This is a genomic window from Paraburkholderia sp. BR13439 (genome assembly GCF_040948805.1).
Lineage (GTDB): Bacteria > Pseudomonadota > Gammaproteobacteria > Burkholderiales > Burkholderiaceae > Paraburkholderia > Paraburkholderia youngii.
Genome location: NZ_JBFPKN010000016.1, coordinates 66187 through 91633, shown reverse-complemented (window position 1 = coordinate 91633; position 25447 = coordinate 66187). Strand labels below are relative to the sequence as shown.

Genomic DNA, 25447 nt, shown 5'->3' with positions numbered 1-25447 from the left:
TCGACGCTTGTGGCACGATCGTTCGAAATCATGCCGGCATGGTGCGAGATAGTGCGCGCAGAGCTAGGAGACAGCGTTGAACCAGGCTTCATCCATCCGTTCCACGATCGACATCCCCGCGCTGCTCGCCGCGCTGCCCGCCCGCATCAGCGACATTCCCGCGCTCGCCGCCGCGCGCGATCCGCGGCATGTCGCGCTGATCGAAGATGCGCGCCGCCTGACCAATGCGCAACTGCTAGAGGCCGTCGATGCCGCCGCCGCGCTGCTGCGCGAATGGGGCGTGCGCGGCGGCGATCGCGTGATGATCGTCGCGGAGAACAGCATCGCGCAGGTCGTGCTGCTGTTCGCGACCGCCAGGCTCGATGCGTGGGCGCTGGTGTCGAACGCGCGCCTCTCGGCGGCCGAACTCGATTCGATCCGCGCGCACGCGCAACCGCGCGTCGTCGCATATGCGGTCGAAAGCTCGCCCGATGCGTGCCAGCATGCTGAGCGTCATCGAGCGACACCGGCACCCACGCTGTCACCAGACATCGGCGCATGGTCGTATGCGTTGGACGGCAGCGTGCAGGCCGAAGCCGTCGAAGCCGCCAGCGACAGCCAATGCGCGGCACTGATCTACACGACCGGCACCACCGGCGCACCGAAGGGTGTGATGCTGTCGCATCGCAATCTGCTGTACATCGCGGCCGTGTCGAGCCGGCTGCGCCAGGTCGGGCCCGACGACGTCGTCTATGCGGTTCTGCCGATCTCGCATGTGTACGGCTTCGCGTCGGTATGCCTCGGCAGCCTGCATGCGGGCGCGACGTTGCGGCTCGCGCCGCGCTTCGTGCCGGAAGCGGTGCGCCGCGCCCTCGCCGACGAGCAGGTGTCGATCTTCCAGGGCGTGCCGGCGATGCACGCGAAGCTGCTCGAACATCTGCACACGCACGGCCACGCATGGTCCGCGCCGCGGCTGCGCTTCGCGTACTCGGGCGGCTCTCCGCTCGACGCCGCGTTGAAGGTGCAGGCGGAAGCCGTGTACGGTCTGCCGCTGCACAACGGCTACGGCATGACCGAAAGCAGCCCGACCGTATCTCAGACGATGGTCGACGCACCGCGCGCCGATTGCTCGGTCGGCGAAGTCATTCCGGGCGTCGAAGTGAAGTTCGTCGGACTCGACGGCGCGCAAGCCTCGCCGGGCGAGATTGGCGAACTGTGGGTGCGCGGCCCGAACGTGATGCTCGGCTACTATCGCAACCCCGAGCAGACCCGCGCGACCGTCACCGAGGATGGCTGGCTGAAGACCGGCGACCTCGCGCGCCGCGACGCGGACGGCGCCTTGCATATCGTCGGGCGCAGCAAGGAGCTGATCATCCGTTCGGGCTTCAACGTGTATCCGGCCGAGGTCGAGCACGTGCTGAACGCGCATCCGCAGGTCGTGCAGTCGGCGGTAGTCGGACGCGCGGTCGAGGGCAACGAGGAGGTGATCGCATTCGTCGAACTGATTGCCGGCGCGACGGTCGCTCCTGCGGAGTTGATCGCGTGGTGCGGCGAGCGGCTCGCGCCGTACAAGCGGCCGGCCGAGGTGATGGTGCTCGCGGCGCTGCCCGCCGCATCGACCGGCAAAATTCTTAAGCACCGGTTGCGCGAGTTGGTGTGAAGCGAGCGCAGGCCCGCGCGCTTCACGTCGCGCTCAGCCGCGCGGATGATGCTGCGCATGGAGCGATTTCAGACGCTCTCGCGCGACGTGCGTATAAATCTGCGTCGTCGAAATATCGGTGTGGCCGAGCAGCAATTGCACGACGCGCAGATCGGCACCGTGATTGAGCAGGTGCGTCGCGAACGCATGCCGCAACGTATGCGGCGACAGCGGCGCATGCACACCCGCCGCCTGCGCGTGTCGCTTGATGATGTTCCAGAACTGCTGGCGCGTCATGCCTTCGGCGCGTGCCGTCACGAATAGCGCGTCGGCCGCGCGCGGGCCGAGCAGCGCCGGGCGCGCCTCGCGAAGATAGCGCTCGATCCACGCGTGCGCCTCTTCGCCGAACGGCACCAGCCGCTCCTTCGAGCCCTTGCCGGTTACACGCACGACGCCTTCGTTGAGTCCCACCTCGACGGTCTTCAGCGTGACCAGTTCGGTCACGCGCAATCCGCTCGCGTACATCAGCTCGAGCATCGTGCGATCGCGCAAGCCGAGCGGCGTATCGAGGTCGGGCGCGCCGAGCAGCGCTTCGACCTGCGCTTCGCTCAACGTCGACGGAAAACGCGGCGGCTGCTTCGCCGAGCGGAGGCGCACCGTAGGATCGGCGGCCGCGCGATGCTCGCGCACCGCCCAAGCGTAATAGCGGCGAAACACCGACAGACGGCGGTTCGCCGAGGTCGCCTTGTCCTTTTGCCGCGCCGCGCTGTAGGCGCGCAGGTCGGCTTCGCTCGCGGTGTCGAGCGACGCATTGCGCGTGTGCGCGAGCCATTCGCAGAACAGGCGCAAGTCGCGGCGATACGCGTCGAGCGTGTTGCGCGACAGGCCGTGTTCGAGCCACAGCGCGTCGCAAAAGGCGTCGATCGATGCGGAGCTGGTCAGCAACAGCGGCGATACGGCGGCTGTGTCTTCGACGTTTTCAGCGGTATCGGGGCTCATGCTCATGCGTACGGCACACCTTCATGCGCGAGCAGCCAGCGCTTCACGTCGCGAAAGAAGCCGTCGCCGCCGTCGTGCGCGAAGCCGCCGATGCCGCTCGCACTCACCACGCGGTGACACGGAATCACGATCGGAAAGAAATTCGCGCCGCACGCCTGGCCGACCGCGCGTGGCACGCTGCCGAGCTGCTTCGCGAGTTGTCCGTAAGTCAGCACGACACCCGGCGGGATGTCGCAGATCGCCTGCCACACGCGCCGCTGGAACGCGGTGCCGCACTCGGCGAGCGGCAGCTCGAACTTCGCCGACGCGCTCTCGAAGTAACGCTCGATCTGTTCGGCCGCCTCGCGTGCGAGCGGCGTCTCGGGCGCGACGTTGCGCGTCGAGTCGGGCAGATAGACGATCTCGCGCACCGCCTCGCCTTCGAGCCGGATGCCGACCTTGCCGAACGGCGCATCGATCACTGCGTTGAACATGATTGCCTGCTCCTCTAGCGTGCCGGATTGCCGGCACCGAATTGCCACGACTTTACGCCGCTTCCAGCGCCCACTCCACATGCTCGCGCACGAGCGCCGACGGATCGTCGGCTCGCTGCTTCAACGCCCGCACGATCGCATCGCGCGCGTCGGCGTCGAGAGCTCCGGGCGCGGCGCGCAACGCGTTGCCCATGCCGACGGCGAGATTGCGCAGCCAGCACTCGTAGCCGATGCGGCGAATCGCGCTGCCCTGCATGCGCGTATCGAACTCCTGCGCGCTCCACGCGAACAGTTCGACCAGCGACGCGCGATCGAGCCCGTGCCGCACGTCGAAATCGGCGACCGGCGCGGCCTGCGCGAACTTGTTCCACGGACACACGAGCTGGCAATCATCACAGCCATACACCCGATTGCCGATCAGCGGCCGCAGCTCGCGCGGAATACTGCCCTTCAGCTCGATCGTCAGATACGAGATGCAGCGCCGCGCGTCGACCTTGTACGGCGCGACGATCGCGCCGGTCGGACAGGCGCCGATGCAGCGCGCGCAGCTGCCGCAATGCGAGCCCGGCGTTTCGGGCGCGGCCTCGGGCGAGGTTTGGGCGTCGGTCGGCAGCGGGATGTCGACGTAGATCTCGCCGAGGAAAAACAGCGAGCCGGCGTCGCGCTGCAGCAGCAAGGTGTGCTTGCCGCGCCAGCCGATGCCGGCCTTCTGCGCGAGCTCGACTTCGAGCACCGGCGCCGAATCGGTGAACACGCGATAGCCGAACGGCCCGGTCGCCGCTTCGATCCGGTCGGCCAGTTGTTGCAAGCGCTGACGCATCACCTTGTGATAGTCGCGGCCGCGCGCATAGATCGACACGACCGCCGTCGATGGGTCCGCGAGCCGCGCGTGCTCGGCCGCGCGCCAGTCGCGCGCGCGGGGTGTCGCGCGTGAGGGGGGTGGCCTTACGTCTTGCGGCATGCTTTCAGGCGCGCGTTCATGCGCCCCTTCATACGTCTCTTCAGCCGCCTCTGCTTCCAGCGTCCGCGCAGGCAAATAGGCGATGCGCACGGTGATCACGCGTCGCGTGCCGGCCACAAGCTCGGCGGGCCTCGCGCGTTTCATGCCGTGTTTGGCCATATAATCCATCTCGCCGTGGCAACCCGCTTCGAGCCACGCTGCAAGCGGCGCTTCGGCGGCCGACAGATCGGTATCGCTAATGCCGATCGCCCCGAAACCGAGTTCACGGCCCCACGTCTTGATGTCGAGCGCGAGCGCACGAAGCGCCGCCTCATCGAAACGGGACGTTGCATCAGAAGCTCGCACGGCATCATCGGCCGATGCGGGCGTGCAGGAAACAGGGGACTTCGGACTTCGGTTCATCACGCCATTTTACGAGAATGCCCGTCAATCCCGATCACGCGACCCTACCGTCCGCTCCGGTGCTGCTCGAACGCTCTTTCGCGCTCGCGGACGAAGCCGCCACGCAGACGTTCGGCGCGCGCTTCGCACAGGCGATCGAAAGCGTGCGCGCGGCATCGCAGCAGGCACAGTCAGCACAGCCCGGCGCCGTAAGCGACCTCGCATTCCACGGCCTGCAAGTCCAACTCGTCGGCGATCTCGGCGCCGGCAAAACCACGCTCGTGCGCGCGACCTTGCGCGGCCTCGGCCACACCGGCCGCGTGCGCAGTCCGACCTACACGCTCGTCGAACCGTATGTGCTCGCACGGCCCGCTGGGGAACTCGCGCTCTATCACTTCGATCTGTACAGATTCTCCGATCCGGCCGAATGGGCCGACGCGGGCTTTCGCGAATATTTCGATAGCGGCGCGGTCTGCCTCGTCGAATGGCCGCAACGCGCGGGACCGCTGCTCGGTGTGCCGGATCTCGTCTTCTCGCTCGGGCTCGTCGGCAACATGGACGCAAACGCGGACGCACGCACACTCGTCGCACGCGCTTATAGCGAATCAGGAAAGGCATGTCTCGAAAGATGTTAATCAAACCGTTCCATTCGATCGAATCGGCAGCGGGCGCAACGCATAACTGGCGGCGCCGGCAGATCCTGCGCGCGGGCGCGTCGACGCTGGTGCTCGGCCTCGTCGCGCCACGTCTCGCGTTTGCGAGCTCGGTGCTCGGCGTGCGTGTGTGGCCCGCGCGCGACTACACGCGCGTGACGATAGAATCCGATCAGCCGCTGCAGAACACGCAGCAACTGCTGCAGGGACCGGACCGGCTCGTCGTCGATCTGAACGGCCTCGATCTCGATCAGGCGCTCAAGGAACTGGTGTCGAAGATCACACCGAACGATCCGCAGATATCGTCGGTGCGGGTCGGGCAGTATCAGCCGCACGTGGTGCGAATGGTGTTCGACCTGAAGGGCTCGGTGAAGCCGCAGGTGTTCGCGCTGCCGCCAGTCGGCGCGTACAAGTACCGGCTCGTGTTCGACCTGTATCCGGCAGTCGCGCCCGATCCGCTGATGGACCTGCTCGCGCAGTCCGAGCGCAAGCAGCAGGCGCTCAACGAAGAAAACGGCGCGCCGCCGGCGACGCTTTCCGGCCCCGGCACGCCGCCGCCCGTCGACAACAGCGAGGCGTTCTTCGAGCATTACGCGCAGAACGGTGGCGCGGGTAGTGGTGCTGGCAATGGCGCCGCGGGCGTACCGCGTCCGCCCGCGCGCGGCACGCCGGCGCCGTCCGCACCCGCCATTGCCGGCAGGCAGCCCACACCCTCTGCGCCGTCCGCGCCGCCCAGCGTGATCGCCCGCAACAAGGGTGGCAGCGCCAACGGCAACGACACCGCACGCGGCCTCGACAGCAACAACGACAACCTCGGCGACAACGGCGACACCTACGCATTCACCACGCCGAAGTCGGGCCGCAGCAACACCGTGCGACTGCTCACCGTCGCGATTGATCCGGGTCATGGCGGCGAGGACCCGGGCGCGATCGGTGGGTCAGGCACCTACGAGAAGCACGTCGCGCTCGACATCGCGAAGAAACTGCGCGCGAAGATCGACGCGCAGCCGAACATGCGCGCGATGATGACGCGCGACGCCGACTTCTTCGTGCCGTTGAACGTGCGCGTGCAGAAGGCGCGGCGCGTCGGCGCGGACCTGTTCGTGTCGATCCACGCGGACGCGTTCACGACGCCCGAGGCGAAGGGCTCGTCGGTTTTCGCGCTGTCGGAGCACGGCGCGTCGAGCGCGGCCGCGCGCTGGATGGCGAACAAGGAAAACTCGTCGGACCTGATCGGCGGCATCAACATCAAATCCGACGACGCCACCGTAAACCGAGCGCTATTCGACATGTCGACCACCGCGCAGATTCGCGACTCGATGCGCTACGGCAACTTCGTGCTCAAGGAGATCGGCGACATCAACAAGCTGCACAAGGGCTCGGTCGAGCAGGCCGGCTTCGCGGTGCTGAAGGCGCCGGACATTCCGTCGATCCTCGTCGAAACCGCGTTCATCAGCAATCCGGATGAAGAGCGGCGCCTGAATGACGACGCGTATCGCGACAAGATGGCCAACGCGATTCTGACCGGCATCAAGCGCTATTTCGCGGCGAATCCGCCGCTCGCCAAGAGCCGCATGACGTGATGTCGGCAGCGATTGGATGCACGTCAAAGCTCAAAGGTCAACGAATCGTGGCAACAAATCCTGATCTGCCAGACGCATTTCGATATCGTTAGCCGCCTTGACGTGATCGCGGTTGTTCACGTCGAATACCTCGTCCGTCACGCTGACAATGATCGTGCCTTGCTGCTTGTCTTCGCGCTTGACAGGGATCAGGGCGCGCGCTTCTGGCACTTGGGCGGCTGTGAGAGTATGGGGTAAGTAGAGCATCCAGCTAACGCCAGGACGATCTTCAAACACTTTTTCCTTGAAATAGAAGTACGGGCCGAATGTGATGTAGAACGACCCATAGATTTCCACAATTTTAGAAAGAACCTCTGCTACAGAGTTATAGTCGCCCAGGCGGGAATTCCGATTTCCCATCTTCTCGTTAAGGGATATGTCAAGCGATTTTGAAAAAATCTCTCCGCCATCAATCTCGACTGTTATTGATGCGCCAACCTGATCTGATCTAACCCCATTCCATATTCCGATTGATTTTGGATCGTCTTTGCTTTTCCCCGCGTACTCTTTCGAAAGAGCATCGATTGCAGTCGTTGATGGAACTTTGTCGTCATAGGCGCGATGCTGAAGTGCCTCTTGCTCGCTCTCGCCCTGTAGATACCATTCGCTCAACTCCCTATCTTTGCGTTTCAGTAGGTCGATGACAGGCCGCAGGCGACTCAAGTGAGTTTGCCAATCTGCATTGGGTAAATCAGTCCGATCATGATGTTGTTCTGACAGGTTCATTATTTTCTCACGGCTGGAAAACGGAAGAAACGCCAAATCTCTGCAGTGGTGGCAACATAAACTCTCTGGTTCGCACAGCCAATCTATGACTGCCGGAATCTAGAAAAACTCCGGCGAACGCTATTTTTCCAGAACACATCCGACGAATTAATCATCTAAAACGCGACACCGTCAACGACTTTAAATTGAGATAAAAACCGCTTTGACGGATATTCGCAGTTGCTCTGCCATCTTATTTTCAGGTGCATTTCTCCAACATCACCGTCCAAAAAAAGCGGCATTGAGCCGTATGCCGTCCAATTAAGGTCTCTTTTGAGAACGCGAATGGTATAGCGAAACGGTCTGGATTTGACGATCCGAGCGCAGGTGCGCCCGGGCCGTTTCTCATTGGGAAGTTGCTTGAGAGCGCTCGCAAGCGCCTGAGCAACGCGGGCGGTTTGCCGTACGAGCGCGTCACGTCCGCCTAGGCCATTTCGTACTGAATGGTATGCAACGCGCGGATGAAGCTCAGTGCTTCGGGTGCGTGCCTGGCGTGCGGGTAGCCGACGCCGCCGTCCCCGTTTACAACTGCTTTGCGCCAAAAAAACGAAATGCCGTTCAGTCGCTTGACCGAACGGCATTAGGCCTCACGGCCGTTTTTCTATTCACGCGCGCAACGCGTGGCGCAACGGTTGCTCAGCGCGCCGGCATCAAGCGTTGCACGACCCAGTCACCGAACACGTTGACCGCGAGCCCCGCCATCACGAGCAATGCGCCCGCCACCTGCATCGCCGACAGTTCCTCGCCGAGCAGCAGCGACGCCGACGCGAGACCGACGATCGGCACCAGCAACGAGAACGGCGCGACCTGGCTCGCCGGATAGCGCGACAGCAGACGGCTCCACAAGCCATAGCCGACCAACGTCGCGATAAACGCCAGATAGACGACCGCGAAGATCGACAGCGCGGTGATACCGGTCAGCGCGGCGGCGATCTCGCGCGGCCCTTCGAACACGAACGACGCGGCGAAAAATGGCAGCGGCGGAATCAGGCTGCCCCACACGACGAGTCCGACCAGATCGACCTTGCCGACCTTCTTCGTGACGATATTGCCGAGCGCCCACATGCACGCGGCGCATAGCGTCAGCAGGAACCCGACGAGCGACATCGTGTGGCCGCCTTGCAGGCCGATCACCGCGAGCCCCGCCGCGGCGATCAGCAGACCCGCGACGTTCGGCAAACGGAAGCGTTCGTGCAGAAACAGCGCCGCGAAAATCAGCGTGAAAAACGCCTGCGCCTGCAGCACCAGCGACGCGAGCCCCGCCGGCATGCCGACGTACATCGCCGAGAACAGGAACGCGAATTGCCCGAACGAGATCGTCGCGCCGTAGGCGAATAGCCACCGCCAAGGCATCTGCGGCCGCTTGACGAAGAACACCGCCGGCACCGCGGCGAGCGCAAAGCGCAGCGCGCCGAGCAGCATCGGCGGCACGCCATGCAGGCCGACCTTGATCACGACGAAATTGACGCCCCACGCGACCACGACGATCAGCGCGAGCAGCAAGTCCCTGGGCGACATCCAGGTCTCCAATGAAATGGTTCGATCCGGCAGTGTAGCCGAGGCTGCGACCCCGGTTCGTTGCGCCCGCCGATGGCGAGCGTGCACCGTTGCCGTCGGCCGCGCGCGACGCGCAGTAGAATCGTCCATTCGAGCTTTCTTCTTCCACTTTCCCGTCGAGCCTGCCCATGACTTCCTCGATCAAAGCCGTCCTCACACCGCACCTACGCGACATCGGCAATCTGGCCGTGCGACGCGTGCTGCCGGCGATGGCGGCGCGCCTCGTCGGCCCGTTCATCTTCTTCGACCACATGGGCCCGGCGACCCTCGAACCCGGCACCGGCCTCGACGTGCGCCCGCATCCGCATATCGGCCTCGCGACCGTCACCTATCTGTTCGACGGCGCGATCATGCATCGCGACAGCCTCGGCTCCGAGCAGAAGATCGTCCCCGGCGACGTCAACTGGATGACGGCCGGACGCGGCATCGTCCATTCGGAGCGCACGCCGGCCGAAGATCGCGCGCGCGGCCAGAGAATTCACGGCATCCAGACCTGGGTCGCACTGCCGCTCGCAGATGAAGACGCCGAGCCGTCGTTCGCGCATCATGCGGCGGCGACCTTGCCGGTCGTCGAGCGCAATGGCGTGACGCTGCGCGTGATCGCGGGCACCGCGTTCGGCGCGGTGTCGCCGGTCGCGACGTTCTCGGGCACGCTGTACGTCGCCGCCGACTTCACGCCGGGCAGCGCGTTCGCGCTCGAACCGGAGCACGAGGAGCGCGGCGTATATCTGGTGGAAGGCGATCTGGAGATCGACGGCGCCACGCTCGAAGCCGGCCAGATGGCCGTGCTCGCGCTGGACGAAACCGTCACGCTCGCGAGTACCCACGGCGCGCGCGTGATGCTGCTCGGCGGCGAGAAGCTCGACGGCGAGCGCTTCATCGAATGGAATTTCGTCGCGAGCTCACGCGAGAAGATCGAAGCCGCGAAGCTCGCATGGACGAATCAGGAAATGGGCCACGTGCCCGGCGAAACCGAATGGATTCCGCTGCCGCAGCGCAAGTAACGGCGCCGGGGCCGCATGCGCAGGACCGCATTGAAATCGCGCGATTCGGCCCCAGCTAGCCACAAACCGTTTCTATCGACGAGGACGCAATGGACACCACTCTGGCCACTTTCGAACAGGACGTCATCAAGGCGTCGATGCTGGCCCCCGTGCTGGTCGATTTCTGGGCGCCGTGGTGCGGCCCCTGCAAGAGTCTCGGCCCGATGCTCGAAAAGCTCGAAGCCGAAGCCGCCGGCAAATGGAAACTCGTGAAGGTCAACGTGGACGAGAACCACGAACTGGCCGCGCACTTCCAGGTGCGCAGCATTCCGCACGTGATCGCGTTCGCCGACGGCCAGGCCGTCGATCAGTTCATCGGCGTGCTCACGGAAGGACAGCTGCGCGAGTTCCTCGACCGGCTCGTGCCGCAGGGCGCGCCGGGAGCGCGCATCGAAGCGCAGACCGCGCTCGCCGAAGGCCGCCGCGACGACGCCTACGACCTGCTGCAAGCGGCGCTTGCGTACGACCCGGGGTTCGACGACGCGCGCATGGACCGCATCGAGTTGCTGCTCGAAGACAACCGTATCGACGAGGCGCGCAACGAAGTCGATTTGCTGTCGCCGAAAACCACGCAAGGCATCGACGCGCGTTTCAACGCAATCAAAACCAGGCTCGACGCGGTGGACGCCGCCGCGGACCTGCCGCCCACCGATGCGCTCGAAGCGCGCGTCGCGGGCAATCCCGACGATCTCGAAGCGCGCTTCGATCTCGCAAATGCGTTTATCGCGCGGCACAAATATGCGCAGGCGCTCGAACATCTGCTCGCGATCGTGCAGCGCGACCGCGCGTTCCGCGAGGATATCGGCCGCAAGACGATGTTGTCGGTGTTCGATCTGGCCGCGCATCAGCCGGAGCTGGTGGCGCAGTGGCGGCGCAAGCTGAGCGCCTCGTTGAATTGATCGTTCGTGATGTTTTGCCCGATGGCGGCCTGGGTCAGAGCGGTTGAAACCGCCGCCCAGGCTGTCACCTAAACCGTCGCCCTCTTCGCCAGCTCCCGCAACACATACGCCGCAGCCGCAAAACCAAAGCTCGCGGTCACGCACACGCTGGACCCAAACCCCGCGCAGTTCAAACCGACCGGCCCCGTATGTCCGGGCGACGTGCTCACGTGCTCGGCTTCTTCATCGATGTCGCAGACGGCCGCTTCCGGATAGATCAGCGGCTCGTCGGAATACACTGCGCTCACCTTGAACTTCGCTTTCGGCCCGCGCGGAAAGCCGTGCTGCTTGCGCAACTGCCCGCGCACCTTCGACAGCAGCGGGTCCTGAATCGTCAGCGCCAGATCGTCGATGCGGATACGCGTCGGGTCGAGCTGACCGCCCGCGCCGCCGACCGTGATCAGCGGCTGCTTGCGCTCGACGCACCACGCGATCAGCGCGGTCTTCGTGCGCACGCTGTCGATCGCGTCGATCACATAGTCGAAGCCGTCGCCGAGCGTCGCCGCGAAATTGTCCGGTTCGACGAAGTCTTCGATCAGCCGCACGTCGCAGTATGGATTGATCGCCGTGATGCGCTCGGCCATCGCTTCGACCTTCGGTTTTCCGTAGTTGCCGTCGAGCGCGTGAATCTGCCGGTTAGTGTTGCTTTCCGCGACGTTGTCGAGATCGATCAGCGTCAGCGTGCCGAGCGCACTGCGCGCTAGCGCCTCCGCGACCCACGACCCTACCCCGCCGATGCCGATCACCGCGACGTGCGCCCCCTCGAACGCGGCGAGCGCGGGCGCGCCATACAGACGGGCGATGCCGCCGAACCGGCGAGCGCGGTCGGCGGTTTCGTTCGCGTCGAGGCTGGTAGTAAGATCGGATTGCGCGGTGGTGCTGGACATGATGGCAGGGCTCGAAAACACAGGCGGAACGTAACAGGCGGCGGCGCGTTGGCAATTCGCTTTGGCCAATCAGGCGCGCAGCCCGTATTTTGCCTGAACACGTGAAAGCAGCCGCGCAGGACCCCGAGCAGCGACGCAACGTTGCAGGCTTGGCGCTCGCAATATGCGCCCGCCATACGTTGATCCGCTCGCGCGCAAAAACCTGGTGCCTTAGCTATACTTGGCCCACTGTAGCGTTCGCATAAGAACATGATCTCACTCGCCGAGCTTCGAAAAAACTACTCGCTGGGCTCACTGGACGTTGCCGACGTCAACCACGATCCGTTCCGTCAATTCGACACGTGGTTCCAGCAGGCCATCGACGCCAAGCTGCCCGAGCCGAATACGATGACGCTGGCCACGGTCGACGCGCGCGGCCGGCCTTCGGCACGCATCGTGCTTATCAAGGGGGTCGACGAGCGTGGTTTCGTGTTCTTCACCAACTACGAGAGCCGCAAAGGCCGCGAACTGAGCGCGAATCCCTACGCGAGCCTGCTGTTTTACTGGATCGAACTCGAACGCCAGGTGCGCATCGAGGGCCGTGTCGTCAAAACGAGCGAGGCAGAAAGTGACGCGTATTTCGCATCGCGTCCGCTCGGCTCGCGGATCGGCGCATGGGCATCGAATCAGAGTCAGGTAATTGAAAGCCGCTCGCAGCTCGAAGTACGCGAACGCGAAATCAGCCTGCAATACGGCGAAAATCCTCCGCGTCCGCCGCACTGGGGTGGCTACCGTCTGGTGCCCGACGCGATCGAGTTCTGGCAGGGGCGGCCATCGCGGCTGCACGATCGTCTGCTTTATACGCGCGCGGAAGAAGGCGCCAACTGGCTGATCGCACGCCTGTCGCCCTGACCGGACGATGATGGGACGAATGACGCCGGCCGTGCCGCCATCGTAGCGGCGCGCGTCGGCGGGATTGCGTTGCGCGGCCCGCGGAATGCGCCGCGCCCTATCGCGATCCACACAGCTTTGCTTTAAATCAACGAACACGGAGAGATCACATGTTCTGGGAGAAAAAGCTGGCGCAGTGGGTTGAAGATGTCAAAGCCACAGCTAACCTGCCCGCACGCCTCGTGCTGTGGGACGGTCAGCAACACGACTTCGGGCAGTTCGCCGCGCCCCAGGTCACGCTACACGTGAAGAGCGCAACCGCGCTGCCCTATCTGCTCGAACCGAGCCTCGACAATCTTGGCGAAGCCTATGTCAAAGGCAAGATCGACATCGAGGGCAAGCTGTCGGACATCATCAATATCGGCTATCAGCTCGCACGCAGTACCGTGACGAGCGCCGGCAAGCTCGCGCGCGTGCGGCGCTACTTCAATCATTCGAAAACGTCGGATAAAAAAGCCATCCAGTATCACTACGACGTGTCGAACGAGTTCTACAAGCTGTGGCTCGACGAGAACATGGTCTACTCGTGCGCGTACTTCGAGACCGGCACCGAAGACCTCGCAACGGCGCAGCTGAAGAAAATCGATCACATTCTGACCAAAATCCAGCTGCAGCCCGGCCAGCGTCTGCTCGACATCGGCTGCGGCTGGGGTGCGCTCGTGCTGCGCGCCGCGCAGAAGTTCGGCGCGAAGTGCGTCGGCGTCACGCTGTCGCAGAACCAGTTCGATCTCGCCACCGCGCGCGTCAAGGCGGCGGGCCTCGAGAACCAGATCGAAATCCGCCTGCAGGACTATCGCGACATCCCGGGGCAGTTCGACCGCATCACGAGCGTCGGCATGTTCGAGCACGTCGGCCGCAAGAACCTGCCCGGCTATTTCCAGAAGATGCACGATCTGCTCGCCGACGACGGCATCGCGATGAACCACGGCATCACGTCGAGCGACGCCGATAGCGGCGAAACCGCGCTCGGCGGCGGCGAGTTCATCGACCGCTACGTGTTTCCGGACGGCGAGCTGCCGCATATCAGCCTCGCGCTCGAATCGATGCAGCGCGGCGGACTCGAGCCGATTGACGTCGAAAGCCTGCGCCGTCACTATGCGCACACGCTCGATATCTGGGCGGAAAATTTCGAAGCCCACGCGGATCAGGCGCGCAAGCTTGTCGACGACGAAAAATTTCGCATCTGGCGCGTGTATTTGGCCGGCTGCGCGTATGCGTTCGAAAACGACGACGTGTCGATCTTCCAGGTGGTGTGCCGCAAAGCCGGCCGCAGCGCGAAAACCCTGCCGTGGTCGCGCCGCTACATGTACGAAAAACCGCTGTGACCGTGCTGTGACCGGTTACGCTGCGGCGGCGTGCATGAAGCGCGCGCCGCGGCGCAATTCTGATCAACAGCAGGCCGGACATTGATGGACCACAGCAGGACGAGTGACGTTGAAGAGCCGTTGAACGGCAACGACGGCAGCACGGACGATGCGGCGCACGACGCCACGCAGCAGTTCGATCTGTTCGGGATGCCGGTGGAGGCTGCCGTAGAAGCGCCGGCCGTGTCCACGAGCGAGGCCGACTCCATCGCAAGCGCTGCCGCGCAGCCAGAGCGCAAGCGCGCGCCGAAGCCCGCAAAGGCCAACGCTGCCGCGTCGCTGTTCGAAGACGACGCCCCGCCCGACAGCCCCGCTGCTGAATCAGACTCCGCACCCGCCCCCACCGACGCCCCGAAGAAACGCCGCGGCCGCGACGTGCTCGCCGTGCCGCCGTCGCCCGAACTGCTCGCGCTCGCGGCGCAATTGCCGCCGCAGATCCACCTCGGCACGTCGACATGGTCGTTCCCGGGCTGGAGCGGCATCGTCTACGGCGACGACTACAGCAACAGCAAACTGTCGCGCGAGGGCTTGAGCGCGTACGGCGCGCATCCGCTGCTGAAGACGGTCAGCATCGACCGCTCGTTCTACCAGGCGCTGACGGTCACCGAATACCTGCGCTACGCGCAGCAGGTGCCCGAGCACTTCCGCTTCATCGTCAAGGCGCCGATGACGATCACCGACGCCACCGTGCGCGCCGAGCGCGGCGAGCCGGTGTCGTTGAACCCGTGCTTTCTGAACGCGCAGATGGCGATCGACGACTTCGTCACGCCCTGTGTGGAAGGCCTCGGCGCAAAGGCCGGCGCGCTGGTGTTCCAGTTCTCGCCGCTGCCGGATCAGATGCTCGCGCAGCCGGCGGTGTTCATCGAGCGTCTGAGAGAGTTTTTCGGCGCGCTGCCGAGGCTGCCCGACGGCAGTTGCTATGCGGTCGAGATTCGCGACGCGAGTCTGCTCACGCCACGCTTCATCCGCATGCTGAAGACGGCGGGCGTGCGCTACTGCGTCGGCATTCATGCGCGGATGCCCGATCCGCTGCGTCAGGCCGCGGCGCTCGCGCTGCTCGACGGCGAGCCGGCCGGTCCGTTGATCGTGCGCTGGAGCCTGCACGGCGGCTTCAAATACGAACAGGCGAAGGCGAAGTACGAGCCGTTCAACCGGCTCGTCGACGAAGATCCGGCGACGCGCGCGTCGCTCGCCGAGCTGGCCGCGCGCTACGCGCTGGCCGGTCAGCCGGTTGTGATCGCGGTCAACAACAAGGCGGAGGGATCGGCGCCGCTCAGCTGCGTGAAGCTGGCCGAAGAGATCGTCGAAGCCTGCGTGCGTGTCACCCAGGGACGCGGGAATGATGGCGCCGGCGCTGATGATGCGCGATCGCAGGCACAGGAACCGCAGTGACGAGCAGCAGCGGGCGGCCTTGAGTATCCGCCCGCTGCCGACTCCATCCTCGCGCTGCGCCGTTAGCGCGCCTTGATCCGATGCGCGAACTTCTGGCGGAATTTCGCGACCTTCGGCGCGACCACGAACGAGCAGTAGCCCTGATTCGGGTGCTGCGCGAAATAGTTCTGGTGGTAAGCCTCGGCGGGCCAGTAGTTGTCGCCGAGCGGCAGCACCTCGGTCACGATCTTGCCGTCGTAGATGCCCTGTTCGCCGATCTCGCGAATCGCCTGTAGTGCGGTTTCGCGCTGCGCATCGGAATGCGTGAAGATCACCGAGCGGTATTGCGTGCCGACGTCGTTACCCTGCCGGTTCACCTGGGTCGGATCGTGGATTGCGAAGAAGATGTCGAGAATCTCGCGATAGCTGATCTTCGCCGGATCGAAGTCGACCCTGACCACTTCCGCGTGACCGGTGTCGCCGTCGCAGACCTGCTCATAGCTCGGACGGCGCGTGTGACCGCCCGCGTAACCCGACTCCACCGCGTTGACGCCCTCGACGTCCAGATACACCGCTTCGAGGCACCAGAAACATCCACCGCCGAGCGTTGCCGTCTCGTTCATAAGCTTCACCCCAGGATCAGATCCACACAATGACCGGCAGTCGGCCTGCGTAGCGCCGCCGGGTCTGCCACCGCATCCGAATATATGGCCGAAAACGCGGACTAAAAGGCACAACTGATGCACCCGTCGCGCGGCGCCGTTTGCAACGCGTCGCGCCATTCCACGCGAATCCCGCAGTGCAGATATCGAGTATAGAAAGGGCGTCGCGCGACGGGTGAATAACCATGCAGCACAACAGCAAGCGCCGCGCCCAGGCGAACGCGTGTTCAGCGAAGCGAAGCGAAAAATGCGGCGAGACGAAGCATGACGATCGGCGTGTCCGCACGAAACACGGCGGCCGGTTCGTGCTCGACTGTGAACGAGCGAACGCCGGATTGCGCACCGTACGCAACGTCGTGCGGCGCGCGCGGCGATTACAGTTAAAATTGGCGGAAATCGATGATTTTCACCATGACTTTCGAAACATCCGCTGCCAGCCGCACATATCCGCGTTGTTATCCGCGCCTCGATTCGCGCTTAAGTCCGTCTTTCACACGGCGCGCGCCGGGGACCCTGCCCCGATGAAGAGCGCGAGCCCACCCAACTTCGACCAGTCCGCGTTTAGACAGGCGCTCAGCCAGTTCGCGACCGGCGTCACCGTGATCACGACACGCGCCGCGTCCGGCCAGCTGATCGGCATCACGGCCAGCTCGTTCAACTCGGTGTCGCTCTCTCCGCCGCTCGTGCTATGGAGTCTCGCGACGCGCTCGGCATCGATGCCGGTGTTCCGTGCCAACAGTCACTACGTGATCAATGTGCTGTCTTCGACGCAGCTCGATCTGTGCAAGCGCTTCGCGACCGTGAAGGGCGACCGCTTCGAGGGCGTATCGCACGCGGCGGGCGACACCGGCATGCCGGTGCTCGACGGCGCGCTCGCGTGGTTCGAATGTCATAACCGCAGCCGCTACGACGAAGGCGACCACGTGATTTTCGTCGGCGAAGTGGAGCGCTGCGGCGTGCACGAAAATGCCGCGGAGATGCTGCCGCTGGTGTTCCAGAGCGGACAGTTCCACGGCCTGAAGCCGCTTTGAGCGGCGCGGCGCGCCCCTCGCGCCGGTAGTGCTTGTCGGTCGGACGCGCCAAAAACGGCGCGCCCCCTCGTCATCGTCAACGGTCGCTATGTGTGGCCCCGTGCCCGCTGTTCTTCTTCACGAGCGACACCGGCACGCCCGAATCTTCCTTCAGCGTTTCGAGCACGATGTTCGAGCGGATGTCCATCACGCCCGGCGCCTTGTACAGGCGGTTGAGCACGAAATCCGAATAGTGTTTGAGGTTGTGCGCGAGCACGCGCAGCAGGTAGTGGGTTTCGCCGGTCACGACGAACGCGCCGACCACTTCGGGCCAGTCGCGCAACGCCTCGGCAAAGCGCTCGTGCCAGTTCTGCTGGTCGTTGCGCATGGACACCTGCACGAACGCTTCCAGCTCGAACCCCAAAACTTCGCGGTTCAGACACGCGCGGTAGTGTTCGATGACGCCCTGCTCTTCCAGCAGACGCAGGCGTCGCAGACAGGCTGATGGCGACAGCGAGATGCGCTCCGCCAGGTCGAGATTGCTGATCCGTCCTTCCTGCTGAAGCACCGTCAAGATACGGCAATCGGTGGCGTCGAGCGAGATCGCGTTCATATTCGGTCTCCCTTTCCGGTTTGGCTCAAATTATGTTCCAAGACACGGCTCGTTAGGAGATTTTTTCGCAATCACATTTCACGGCTTGACCTCTATCATTTAGAGATAGTCACCTTCCGTCGAAACCGTCATGCGAGCACTCTGGGACATCACCCCCGCCGTCGATCCCGCCACGCCCGTCTGGCCGGGCGACACGCCGGTCGGCATCGAACGCGTCTGGCGCATGGAGGCTGGCTCGCCGGTCAATGTCGCGCGTCTGACGATGTCGCCGCACACCGGCGCGCATACCGATGCGCCGCTGCACTACGACGCCGACGGCGCCGCGATCGGCGACGTGCCGCTCGACGCGTATCTCGGTTTATGCAGAGTGATTGACTGTATCGGCGCGTCGCCTGTTGTGACGCCACAACACCTGACCGGCTCGCTCGACGATCTGCCGCCGCGAGTCTTACTGCGCACTTACAGGAATGCGCCGACGCGCGAGTGGGACAGCGCGTTCTGCGCGGTCGCGCCCGAGACCGTCGATCTGCTCGCCGCGCGTGGCGTGAAGCTGATCGGCATCGATACGCCATCGCTCGATCCGCAGGAATCGAAGACGATGGACGCGCATCACCGCATTCGCGCGCACCGGATGGCGATTCTCGAAGGCATCGTGCTCGACGCGGTCGAACCCGGCGACTACGAGCTGATCGCGCTGCCGCTGAAGCTGACCACGCTCGACGCGAGCCCGGTGCGCGCGGTGCTGCGCGCACTACCCGGCTCGCGCCTGGCCACGCCCGCGGCGAGCTACTGACCCGACAACCCAACCCATCGAACGACCATGAACCATCGTGACGAAGCCGTGGCGCTCGACAGCGCCGACCCGCTCGCAGCGCTGCGCGACCAGTTCGCGCTATCGCCGACGACTATCTATCTCGACGGCAACTCGCTCGGCGTACCGCCGGCCGCCGCCGCGCAGCGCGCGCAAACCGTGATCGCCGCCGAATGGGGCGAAGGGCTGATCCGCAGCTGGAACAAATCCGGTTGGTTCGTGCTGCCGCGCCGGCTCGGCAACAAGCTCGCGCCGTTGATCGGCGCAGCCGAAGACGAAGTCGTGATCACCGACACGATCTCGATCAACCTGTTCAAGCTGCTGTCGGCCGCGCTGCGGCTCGCGAATGCGCGCGATCCGCAGCGTCGCGTGATCGTGTCCGAGCGCTCGAACTTCCCGAGCGATCTGTATATCGCGCAGGGTTTGATCGAACAGCTCGATCGCGGCTACGAGCTGCGCCTCGTCGACGATCCGTCCGAGCTGCCCGACGCGATCGGCGCGGACACCGCGATCGCGATGATCACGCACGTGAACTACCGGACTGGCTATATGCACGACATGGCCGCGCTGACGAAGCTGATCCACGACAGGGGCGCGCTCGCGCTATGGGATCTCGCGCATTCGGCGGGCGCGGTGCCGGTCGATCTGAACGGCGTCGGCGCCGACTACGCGGTCGGCTGCACCTACAAGTATCTGAACGGCGGCCCCGGTTCGCCCGCGTTCGTGTGGGTGCCCCAGCACCACCAGAACGAGTTCGCGCAGCCGCTGTCGGGCTGGTGGGGGCATCGCGCGCCGTTCGAAATGAATCCGACGTATCAGCCCGACAACGGCGTAGGCCGCTTCCTATGCGGCACGCAGCCGATGGTGTCGATGGCGCTCGTCGAATGCGGGCTCGACGTGTTCCTGCAAACCAACATGCAGGCGGTTCGCGAGAAGTCGCTCGCGCTGACCGATCTGTTCATCGAACTGGTCGAGACGCGTTGCAGCGAATTTCCACTGAAGCTCGTGACGCCGCGCGAGCATGCGCAGCGCGGCTCGCATGCGAGCTTCGAGCATCCGCACGGCTACGAGGTGATGCAGGCGCTGATTGCGCGTGGCGTGATCGGCGACTATCGCGAGCCGCACGTGCTGCGTTTCGGCTTCACGCCGCTGTACACGCGTTTCGTCGACGTCTGGGACGCCGTCGAAACCTTGCACGACGTGCTCACCCGCGAGGCCTGGAAAGCTCCTGAATTCGCCCAGCGCGGCGCCGTTACCTGAGGACGACAGAATGACCGATCACATGCACACGCCGGGCTTGCCAGAAGAAACGGCGGCACAACGCTGCCCGTTCGGGCACGCACAGACGGCTTCGGCGCCGGCATCGAGCACGACCGATAGCGGCTGGCACGACGCGCAGCTCGACTTCTCGGAGTCGATGAGCTACGGCGATTATCTGTCGCTCGGCACGGTGCTGGACGCGCAGCATCCGTTGTCCCCGGATCACAACGAGATGCTGTTCATCATTCAGCATCAGACGAGCGAGCTGTGGATGAAGCTCGCGCTGTACGAGTTGCGCGCGGCACTCGCGGCCGTGCATCGCGACGAGCTGCCGCCCGCGTTCAAGATGCTCGCGCGCGTGTCGCGGATCATGGAGCAACTGGTGCAGGCGTGGAGCGTGCTCGCGACGATGACGCCATCCGAATACACGGCGATGCGGCCGTACCTCGGCACTTCGTCGGGCTTCCAGTCGTATCAGTACCGGCAGATCGAATTCCTGCTCGGCAACAAGAACGAGCAGATGCTGAAGCCGCATGCGCATCGCGCCGACGTATACGCGCAAGTGAAGGCATCGCTCGAAGCGCCGTCGTTCTACGACGAAGTGGTGCGGCTGCTTGCGCGTCGCGGCTTCAAGATTTCGCCCACGCGGCTCGAACGTGACTGGACCAGGCCGACGGAACATGATGCGTCGGTGGAAGCGGCGTGGCTAGAGGTGTATCGCAATCCGTCCGAGCATTGGGAGCTGTACGAGATGGCGGAAGAACTCGTCGATCTCGAGGATGCGTTCCGCCAATGGCGCTTCCGCCACGTGACGACCGTCGAGCGCATCATCGGCTTCAAGCAGGGCACCGGCGGCACTAGCGGCGCGCCGTATCTGCGCAAGATGCTCGATGTCGTGCTGTTCCCCGAGCTTTGGCATGTGCGGACGATGCTGTAACGGTTGGCGCGGGCCGCGATAAATTCGGAGTCGTCCGAGACTTAAGAGATGATCAGAATGGCAGCATCAGAGCCCCATAAAAAACATAATTGGTGGGTATTGGTGCATGAAATATTATGATCTGGGCCAATTGATCCTTGGCTACTTCAATGAAGATTTCGACTGCTGGGGAAACACAGTTGAAGAATTGGTCCGGGCATGTGCAAGCGGATGCACGCCAGAAATGATTAGCGCGACGGTGGCCGACATAGACCGGTTCAAGAGCGATGATGCCGGAAATCTTGACGCGGCCTTCGAGGAGGAATTTGGCCACCAGTGCGATCCGACGGCGTGGGAGCAGACCACTGAGGACTTCCTTGACAAGATTAAGCGTCTTCTTCTGAGCGAGTAGCGTGCGTTTGCTCGCGTCGGACCACCACACACCGCCTGGTTCGGTCAATGATTTTGAGTGAACATCGATATCTGAGATACGGCAATCTGGAACAATTGATCGGAGTCTACTTCAATGAAGATTCCGACTACTGGGGAGACACAATTGAAGAGTTGGTGCGGGCTTGCGTAAGCAGATGCACGCCAGAAATGATTAACGCCAAGGTGGCCGACATAGACCGATTCAAGAGAGATCACGCTGGAAATCTTGACGCTGCCTTCGAGGAGGAATTCGGCAGGCAGTTCGATCCGACGCTGTGGGGTCACACCACCGAATCTTTTCTTGATGAGCTTAAGCGTCTCCTTCTAAGTGAGTAAGCCTGCGCCTCAACGGACGGCCCTCGACGTCGCGTCGCTCAGCGTTGATTCCGCATGGACTTCGATTTATGAGATACGAAAATTTGTATCAATTGATTTGTGGCCGTTTCCATGAAGATTTCGACTTGTTCGGAAACACAATTGAAGAATTGGTTTTGTCCTTTACATGCGAATGCACATCGGAAGAAATTAAGGCGACGGTGGCCGAGATAGACCGCTTCAAGAGCGATCATGCGGGAAACCTTGACGCAGCGTTTGAGGAAAATTTTGGCTATCAGTGCGACCCGACAGTGTGGGACCAGACCACTGAGGCTTTTCTCGACAAACTTAAACGTCTTCTTCTGAGTGAGTAGCCTGCACTTCCGCCCGCCGGACGGCCCCGCCGTCTGGCGGGGCTTACGTCTACTTTCATTTCACCAGGCAATCGACGGCCCCTGACACCCCCTAGCGCGCGGTATAACCACCATCAATCGGCAAACACACCCCGCTAACCATCGCCGCCGCATCGCTCAACAAAAACAGAATCGGCGCCGCGACCTCGGCGGATTCAGCAAAGCGCCTGAGCGGAATCGCCTGCAACGCAGGATCGCGTTTGACGGGATCGCTCCAGGCCTGCACCGCCATCGGCGTCAGCGTGATCGTCGGGTTCACGCTATTCACGCGAATCCCGTGCGGTCCCAGCTCGATGCACAACGCGCGCGTGACCGCATCGAGCGCCGCCTTCGACGCCGAATAGCTCAGATGATCGTCGAGCGCGACGAGCGCCGCCTGACTCGAAACGTTGACGATGCTGCCCGCGCGCCCCGCGCCGAGCATGCCACGCGCGACGTGCTTCGCGACCAGCACCGCGCCGCGCGTATTCACCGCCATCACGCGATCGAAGCTCGCGGCCGTGGTATCCACCGCGCGTTCGAGCAAGGCGATGCCCGCGCAATTGACGAGACCGTCGAACGGTTCGAGCGACGCGAATGCTTCGTCGATCGCGCCTTCGTCGCTGACGTCGAGCTTCAACGGCTCGCAGCCGGTTTCCTCGGCGAGCCGCGCGAGCTCGTTCACGTTGCGCGCGGACGCGACGACCGATGCGCCGCTCGCGCACAGCGCCTCGACCGTCGCGCGGCCGATGCCGCTGGAGGCGCCTGTCACCAGAATCGAGCGTCCGGAAAAATCGAAAGTAGCGTTCATGATGATTGCAAGCGATGCATGACCGGCTTCAACGCCGGATAGAGATCCACGTAGACGCCGAAGCGCTGCTCGTATAACGCCATGCGCCGTGCGTCGGGCTGCGCGCGCTCGATCAGCGTGACCCAGCCGCCTTGCGCCGCTTCGCGCGACACGAGGCCGACGCCGAGCGCGGCGAGCAACGCCGCGCCCATCGCGGCTTCTACATCTTGCTCGATCGTGTAGACCGGATAGCCGGTGACATCGGCGATGATCTGCATCCACAGGTCCGAATGCGCGGCGCCGCCCACGACGATCAGCTTGTCGTCGAGCGATTGCGCGCCTTTGCGCCCCGCCTCGATGTTGTGTTTCAGCGCGAACGACACCCCTTCGAGCACCGCGCGATACAGATGCGCACGCGTATGAAACAGCGACAACCCGACGAACGCGCCGCTCGCCTTCGCATCCCACACCGGACTTCGCTCGCCCATCAGATACGGCAGGAACAGCACGCCGTCGGCGCCGGCCGGCACTTGCGCGGCCGTTTCTTCGAGCAGCCGATGCGGATCGCCATGCGGTGTCGCGCGCGCGGCCTCGATCTCCGCGTGACAGAACTGCTCGCGATACCAACTGACCGACGCGCCCGCGGTAATCGCGCCGCCGAACACGTAGATGTCGTGCTGCCCGTTGAAAACGTGCGGCATGCTGACCAAACCGTGGCGTGCGTCGACACGCTGATTGATATAGCCCCAGCACATGCTGGTGCCGATCATCGCGACGTGCTGCCCGGCGCGCGTGACACCGGCCGCGAACGTCGCCATCGCCGCATCGACGCCGCCCGCGACGATCGCCGTGCCTGCATCGAGCCCAAGCTGCGCGGTCCATTGCGACAACAAGCCGCCCACCACCTCCGACGATTCGACGAGCCGATCCGGCATCATCGTCGCGGGAATGCCGAGCATGTCGAGCGCTTCGTCCGACCAGTCGCGCCGCGCGATATCGTAGACGCCGCCGATATTGCCAGCCGAGCTGTGATCGACGGCGACCTCGCCGGTCAGCGTGTAGATCACGTACGCGTTCGGCGGCAGGAAATAGCGCGTATGCGCCCACACGTCCGGCTCATTCTCGCGCAGCCACAGCATCTTCGTGTAGCCGTAGTAGCTGTCTAACCCATTACCTGTGATCGTATGGAGCCGTTCGAGATCGACGTTCTCGCGCACCCAGTCCACCTGCGCGGTCGCGCGCCGGTCCATCCAGATCAGGCACGGCGCGAGCGGCCGCATGTCGTTGTCGACCGGGATGCCCGAGCCGCCGTACAGGCTGCTCACGCACAGCGCCTTGATCGCACCCGGCGCGATGCCGGCCGCCTTCGCGTCGCCGACGCACGCGGCCACGCATTCGACCACGGCCTTCAGCCACACCGCGGGCCACTGCTCGGCCCACAACGGCTTCGGCGTATCGGGTTGATAGCTCGACGCATGCTGCGCGACGATCGCGCCGTGCTCGTCGACGAGCAGCGCTTTCGTGCTCTGCGTGCCGATATCGACGCCGATGACGTAGTTCATAGAGTCTCCGTTGAAACGCCGCACACGAGATTCATGCGCGCGGCTTCATCAGCACCTTGATCGAGTCGAGCGAATTCGCGATCCTGATCGCTTCGTCCCATTCTTCCAACGAAAAGCCGTGCGTGACGATGCCCTTCGACGTGACAAGTCCACGCGCGAGCAGATCGATCGCAATCGGATAGCAATAGGGGCCAAGGTGCGCGCCGCGCACGTCGAGCTCCTTGCGATCGCCGATCACCGACCAGTCGAGCGTCGTATCCGCGCCGAACACCGAGAATTCGACGAAGCGCCCGAGCTTGCGGATCAGGTCCATCCCCTGGTTCACGCCGATCGGCGCGCCCGTCGTTTCAATATAGACGTCGCAGCCGTAGCCGTCAGTCAGCGAACGAATGATCGTGAGCGCGTCGTCCTTCTGAGGATTGATCGTCACGTCCGCGCCGTATTCGCGCGCGAGCGCGAGCCGTTCTTCGACGAGATCGATCACGACGAGCTTCTTTGGCGTCTTCAGATGCGCGACCTGCGTCATCATCAGACCGAGCGGCCCCGCGCCCGCGATCACGACGACGTCGTCGAGTTGCAGATCGCCGCGATTGACCGTGTGAATCGCGCACGCGAGCGGCTCGATGATCGCGGCGTCTTCAAGCGAGATGCCGTCGGGAATCTTGTGGACGATCGCGGTCGGGGGAATCCGCATGTACTCCGCCATGCCGCCGTCCGCGACCTCGCGCTGAAAGCCGAAGATGTTGTGCACTTCGCACATCCAGTACTGGCCTGATTTGCAGTAGCGGCACTTGCCGCACGGCACGATCTGCTCGGCGATCACGCGCTCGCCTTTTTGCACGCCGAAATGCTCGGCCGCGCCCTCGCCCAGTTCCTCGACATAGCCAAAGAACTCGTGGCCCGGAATCACCGGCGCCTTGACCCACGGGCTCGGGCCGCCCCAGAACATCTTCGCGCCCGAATGGCATTTGCAATCGCTCGCGCAGATGCCGCACGCGGCGATGCGGATCACCAGTTCATGCGCGCGGGCGCGTGGCTTCTGTACCTGCTCGACGCGATAGTCTTTCGGTGCATGACAGACGATGGCGGTCATGTTCTGCTGGTCGGATTGAGTCGTCATTG

General features: G+C 63.9%; 26 protein-coding genes. 15 read left to right on the top strand and 11 right to left on the bottom strand.

Annotated features, from left to right (window positions below; genetic code table 11):
• Positions 1 to 76 precede the first annotated feature (76 nt).
• The gene (locus AB3X96_RS28175; protein WP_368592312.1) at positions 77 to 1639 is read left to right on the top strand and encodes a class I adenylate-forming enzyme family protein; all 1563 of its coding nucleotides are present in this window, start codon (positions 77 to 79) and stop codon (positions 1637 to 1639) included.
• Positions 1640 to 1672: 33 nt separating this feature from the next.
• On the opposite strand, the gene xerD is transcribed toward AB3X96_RS28175, so the two are convergent.
• From xerD to queG, 3 genes are read right to left on the bottom strand one after another with little or no spacing between them, the layout of a single operon-like run.
• Complete coding sequence (gene xerD, locus AB3X96_RS28170; RefSeq protein ID WP_176105202.1) at positions 1673 to 2623, bottom strand: site-specific tyrosine recombinase XerD; 951 nt, start codon at positions 2621 to 2623, stop codon at positions 1673 to 1675.
• Positions 2620 to 3090, bottom strand: coding sequence for a methylated-DNA--[protein]-cysteine S-methyltransferase (locus tag AB3X96_RS28165; protein ID WP_176105201.1), 471 nt, complete (start codon positions 3088 to 3090; stop codon positions 2620 to 2622). Before AB3X96_RS28165 ends, xerD begins: the two co-directional genes overlap by 4 nt.
• A gap of 52 nt (positions 3091 to 3142) precedes the next feature.
• The gene (queG, locus tag AB3X96_RS28160) at positions 3143 to 4453 is read right to left on the bottom strand and encodes a tRNA epoxyqueuosine(34) reductase QueG (protein WP_368592311.1); all 1311 of its coding nucleotides are present in this window, start codon (positions 4451 to 4453) and stop codon (positions 3143 to 3145) included.
• Between the two features lie 17 nt (positions 4454 to 4470).
• Here queG and tsaE point away from each other — a divergent pair, with 17 nt between their 5' ends.
• A complete protein-coding gene (gene tsaE, locus AB3X96_RS28155; RefSeq protein ID WP_368592310.1) occupies positions 4471 to 5067 on the top strand; it encodes a tRNA (adenosine(37)-N6)-threonylcarbamoyltransferase complex ATPase subunit type 1 TsaE in 597 nt (198 codons plus the stop codon).
• Positions 5049 to 6668, top strand: coding sequence for an N-acetylmuramoyl-L-alanine amidase (locus AB3X96_RS28150; protein WP_176121710.1), 1620 nt, complete (start codon positions 5049 to 5051; stop codon positions 6666 to 6668). The genes tsaE and AB3X96_RS28150 overlap by 19 nt, the downstream gene beginning before the upstream one ends.
• A 30-nt stretch (positions 6669 to 6698) precedes the next feature.
• On the opposite strand, the gene AB3X96_RS28145 is transcribed toward AB3X96_RS28150, so the two are convergent.
• Together AB3X96_RS28145 and AB3X96_RS28140 are read right to left on the bottom strand one after the other, a co-directional pair.
• Complete coding sequence (locus AB3X96_RS28145; protein ID WP_368592309.1) at positions 6699 to 7433, bottom strand: immunity 52 family protein; 735 nt, start codon at positions 7431 to 7433, stop codon at positions 6699 to 6701.
• Positions 7434 to 8108: 675 nt separating this feature from the next.
• Positions 8109 to 8990, bottom strand: a complete 882-nt coding sequence (locus AB3X96_RS28140) for an EamA family transporter (RefSeq protein WP_368592308.1) — start codon at positions 8988 to 8990, stop codon at positions 8109 to 8111.
• A 167-nt stretch (positions 8991 to 9157) separates the two neighbouring features.
• Between AB3X96_RS28140 and AB3X96_RS28135 the strand changes: the two genes are divergently transcribed.
• Together AB3X96_RS28135 and trxA are read left to right on the top strand one after the other, a co-directional pair.
• Positions 9158 to 10033, top strand: a complete 876-nt coding sequence (locus AB3X96_RS28135; protein WP_368592307.1) for a pirin family protein — start codon at positions 9158 to 9160, stop codon at positions 10031 to 10033.
• A gap of 89 nt (positions 10034 to 10122) precedes the next feature.
• On the top strand, positions 10123 to 10971 hold the full coding sequence (gene trxA / locus AB3X96_RS28130) for a thioredoxin (RefSeq protein WP_176385075.1): 849 nt from the start codon (positions 10123 to 10125) through the stop codon (positions 10969 to 10971).
• A gap of 68 nt (positions 10972 to 11039) precedes the next feature.
• Here trxA and tcdA read toward each other — a convergent pair whose 3' ends face one another.
• Positions 11040 to 11897: a tRNA cyclic N6-threonylcarbamoyladenosine(37) synthase TcdA gene (gene tcdA / locus AB3X96_RS28125; RefSeq protein WP_368592306.1), complete on the bottom strand. Its 858-nt coding sequence runs from the start codon at positions 11895 to 11897 to the stop codon at positions 11040 to 11042.
• A gap of 249 nt (positions 11898 to 12146) precedes the next feature.
• On the opposite strand from tcdA, the gene pdxH reads away from it, so the two are divergent.
• From pdxH to AB3X96_RS28110, 3 genes are all read left to right on the top strand, one after another.
• Positions 12147 to 12788, top strand: a complete 642-nt coding sequence (gene pdxH / locus AB3X96_RS28120; protein ID WP_368592305.1) for a pyridoxamine 5'-phosphate oxidase — start codon at positions 12147 to 12149, stop codon at positions 12786 to 12788.
• 149 nt (positions 12789 to 12937) lie between these two features.
• Positions 12938 to 14152 (top strand): class I SAM-dependent methyltransferase, encoded by a 1215-nt coding sequence (locus AB3X96_RS28115; protein WP_368592304.1) that lies wholly within the window; start codon positions 12938 to 12940, stop codon positions 14150 to 14152.
• 84 nt (positions 14153 to 14236) lie between these two features.
• Complete coding sequence (locus AB3X96_RS28110) at positions 14237 to 15583, top strand: DUF72 domain-containing protein (protein WP_368592303.1); 1347 nt, start codon at positions 14237 to 14239, stop codon at positions 15581 to 15583.
• A gap of 62 nt (positions 15584 to 15645) precedes the next feature.
• Here AB3X96_RS28110 and msrA read toward each other — a convergent pair whose 3' ends face one another.
• A complete protein-coding gene (msrA, locus tag AB3X96_RS28105; RefSeq protein ID WP_368592302.1) occupies positions 15646 to 16185 on the bottom strand; it encodes a peptide-methionine (S)-S-oxide reductase MsrA in 540 nt (179 codons plus the stop codon).
• 560 nt (positions 16186 to 16745) lie between these two features.
• On the opposite strand from msrA, the gene AB3X96_RS28100 reads away from it, so the two are divergent.
• Positions 16746 to 17255, top strand: a complete 510-nt coding sequence (locus tag AB3X96_RS28100) for a flavin reductase family protein (protein WP_368592301.1) — start codon at positions 16746 to 16748, stop codon at positions 17253 to 17255.
• 76 nt (positions 17256 to 17331) lie between these two features.
• Here AB3X96_RS28100 and AB3X96_RS28095 read toward each other — a convergent pair whose 3' ends face one another.
• Positions 17332 to 17847, bottom strand: a complete 516-nt coding sequence (locus tag AB3X96_RS28095; protein WP_013090375.1) for an Lrp/AsnC family transcriptional regulator — start codon at positions 17845 to 17847, stop codon at positions 17332 to 17334.
• 130 nt (positions 17848 to 17977) lie between these two features.
• Between AB3X96_RS28095 and kynB the strand changes: the two genes are divergently transcribed.
• The 6 genes from kynB (at position 17978) to AB3X96_RS28065 (ending at position 21955) form a co-directional block, all read left to right on the top strand.
• Positions 17978 to 18640, top strand: a complete 663-nt coding sequence (gene kynB / locus AB3X96_RS28090) for an arylformamidase (RefSeq protein ID WP_368592300.1) — start codon at positions 17978 to 17980, stop codon at positions 18638 to 18640.
• A gap of 27 nt (positions 18641 to 18667) precedes the next feature.
• Entirely contained in the window at positions 18668 to 19918 is a 1251-nt protein-coding gene (kynU, locus tag AB3X96_RS28085) for a kynureninase (protein WP_368592299.1), read from the top strand.
• A gap of 10 nt (positions 19919 to 19928) precedes the next feature.
• Complete coding sequence (gene kynA, locus AB3X96_RS28080) at positions 19929 to 20855, top strand: tryptophan 2,3-dioxygenase (RefSeq protein WP_368592298.1); 927 nt, start codon at positions 19929 to 19931, stop codon at positions 20853 to 20855.
• Between the two features lie 106 nt (positions 20856 to 20961).
• The gene (locus AB3X96_RS28075; protein ID WP_368592297.1) at positions 20962 to 21246 is read left to right on the top strand and encodes a contact-dependent growth inhibition system immunity protein; all 285 of its coding nucleotides are present in this window, start codon (positions 20962 to 20964) and stop codon (positions 21244 to 21246) included.
• A 71-nt stretch (positions 21247 to 21317) separates the two neighbouring features.
• Complete coding sequence (locus AB3X96_RS28070; RefSeq protein ID WP_368592365.1) at positions 21318 to 21602, top strand: contact-dependent growth inhibition system immunity protein; 285 nt, start codon at positions 21318 to 21320, stop codon at positions 21600 to 21602.
• A gap of 68 nt (positions 21603 to 21670) precedes the next feature.
• A complete protein-coding gene (locus AB3X96_RS28065) occupies positions 21671 to 21955 on the top strand; it encodes a contact-dependent growth inhibition system immunity protein (RefSeq protein WP_368592296.1) in 285 nt (94 codons plus the stop codon).
• A 91-nt stretch (positions 21956 to 22046) separates the two neighbouring features.
• Here the strand turns inward: AB3X96_RS28065 and AB3X96_RS28060 are convergent, their stop codons facing one another.
• From AB3X96_RS28060 to AB3X96_RS28050, 3 genes are read right to left on the bottom strand one after another with little or no spacing between them, the layout of a single operon-like run.
• Positions 22047 to 22784, bottom strand: coding sequence for an SDR family oxidoreductase (locus tag AB3X96_RS28060; protein ID WP_368592295.1), 738 nt, complete (start codon positions 22782 to 22784; stop codon positions 22047 to 22049).
• The gene (locus AB3X96_RS28055) at positions 22781 to 24325 is read right to left on the bottom strand and encodes an FGGY-family carbohydrate kinase (RefSeq protein ID WP_368592294.1); all 1545 of its coding nucleotides are present in this window, start codon (positions 24323 to 24325) and stop codon (positions 22781 to 22783) included. The genes AB3X96_RS28060 and AB3X96_RS28055 overlap by 4 nt, the downstream gene beginning before the upstream one ends.
• A gap of 31 nt (positions 24326 to 24356) precedes the next feature.
• A complete protein-coding gene (locus tag AB3X96_RS28050) occupies positions 24357 to 25445 on the bottom strand; it encodes an alcohol dehydrogenase catalytic domain-containing protein (protein ID WP_368592293.1) in 1089 nt (362 codons plus the stop codon).
• Positions 25446 to 25447 lie beyond the last annotated feature (2 nt).

Bases quoted from the DNA above. Each gene is read 5' to 3' on its own strand.
- AB3X96_RS28165 (WP_176105201.1), bottom strand. From the start codon at position 3,090: ATGTTCAACGCAGTGATCGATGCGCCGTTCGGCAAGGTCGGCATCCGG.
- AB3X96_RS28145 (WP_368592309.1), bottom strand. From the start codon at position 7,433: ATGAACCTGTCAGAACAACATCATGATCGGACTGATTTACCCAATGCA.
- tcdA (WP_368592306.1), bottom strand. From the start codon at position 11,897: ATGTCCAGCACCACCGCGCAATCCGATCTTACTACCAGCCTCGACGCG.
- AB3X96_RS28050 (WP_368592293.1), bottom strand. From the start codon at position 25,445: ATGACGACTCAATCCGACCAGCAGAACATGACCGCCATCGTCTGTCAT.
- AB3X96_RS28055 (WP_368592294.1), bottom strand. From the start codon at position 24,325: ATGAACTACGTCATCGGCGTCGATATCGGCACGCAGAGCACGAAAGCG.
- pdxH (WP_368592305.1), top strand. From the start codon at position 12,147: ATGATCTCACTCGCCGAGCTTCGAAAAAACTACTCGCTGGGCTCACTG.
- kynU (WP_368592299.1), top strand. From the start codon at position 18,668: ATGAACCATCGTGACGAAGCCGTGGCGCTCGACAGCGCCGACCCGCTC.
- AB3X96_RS28115 (WP_368592304.1), top strand. From the start codon at position 12,938: ATGTTCTGGGAGAAAAAGCTGGCGCAGTGGGTTGAAGATGTCAAAGCC.
- AB3X96_RS28150 (WP_176121710.1), top strand. From the start codon at position 5,049: ATGTCTCGAAAGATGTTAATCAAACCGTTCCATTCGATCGAATCGGCA.
- AB3X96_RS28135 (WP_368592307.1), top strand. From the start codon at position 9,158: ATGACTTCCTCGATCAAAGCCGTCCTCACACCGCACCTACGCGACATC.
- AB3X96_RS28065 (WP_368592296.1), top strand. From the start codon at position 21,671: ATGAGATACGAAAATTTGTATCAATTGATTTGTGGCCGTTTCCATGAA.
- tsaE (WP_368592310.1), top strand. From the start codon at position 4,471: ATGCCCGTCAATCCCGATCACGCGACCCTACCGTCCGCTCCGGTGCTG.
- AB3X96_RS28110 (WP_368592303.1), top strand. From the start codon at position 14,237: ATGGACCACAGCAGGACGAGTGACGTTGAAGAGCCGTTGAACGGCAAC.
- trxA (WP_176385075.1), top strand. From the start codon at position 10,123: ATGGACACCACTCTGGCCACTTTCGAACAGGACGTCATCAAGGCGTCG.
- queG (WP_368592311.1), bottom strand. From the start codon at position 4,453: ATGAACCGAAGTCCGAAGTCCCCTGTTTCCTGCACGCCCGCATCGGCC.
- AB3X96_RS28060 (WP_368592295.1), bottom strand. From the start codon at position 22,784: ATGAACGCTACTTTCGATTTTTCCGGACGCTCGATTCTGGTGACAGGC.
- AB3X96_RS28095 (WP_013090375.1), bottom strand. From the start codon at position 17,847: ATGAACGCGATCTCGCTCGACGCCACCGATTGCCGTATCTTGACGGTG.
- AB3X96_RS28140 (WP_368592308.1), bottom strand. From the start codon at position 8,990: ATGTCGCCCAGGGACTTGCTGCTCGCGCTGATCGTCGTGGTCGCGTGG.
- xerD (WP_176105202.1), bottom strand. From the start codon at position 2,623: ATGAGCATGAGCCCCGATACCGCTGAAAACGTCGAAGACACAGCCGCC.
- AB3X96_RS28075 (WP_368592297.1), top strand. From the start codon at position 20,962: ATGAAATATTATGATCTGGGCCAATTGATCCTTGGCTACTTCAATGAA.
- msrA (WP_368592302.1), bottom strand. From the start codon at position 16,185: ATGAACGAGACGGCAACGCTCGGCGGTGGATGTTTCTGGTGCCTCGAA.
- kynA (WP_368592298.1), top strand. From the start codon at position 19,929: ATGACCGATCACATGCACACGCCGGGCTTGCCAGAAGAAACGGCGGCA.
- kynB (WP_368592300.1), top strand. From the start codon at position 17,978: ATGCGAGCACTCTGGGACATCACCCCCGCCGTCGATCCCGCCACGCCC.
- AB3X96_RS28100 (WP_368592301.1), top strand. From the start codon at position 16,746: ATGAAGAGCGCGAGCCCACCCAACTTCGACCAGTCCGCGTTTAGACAG.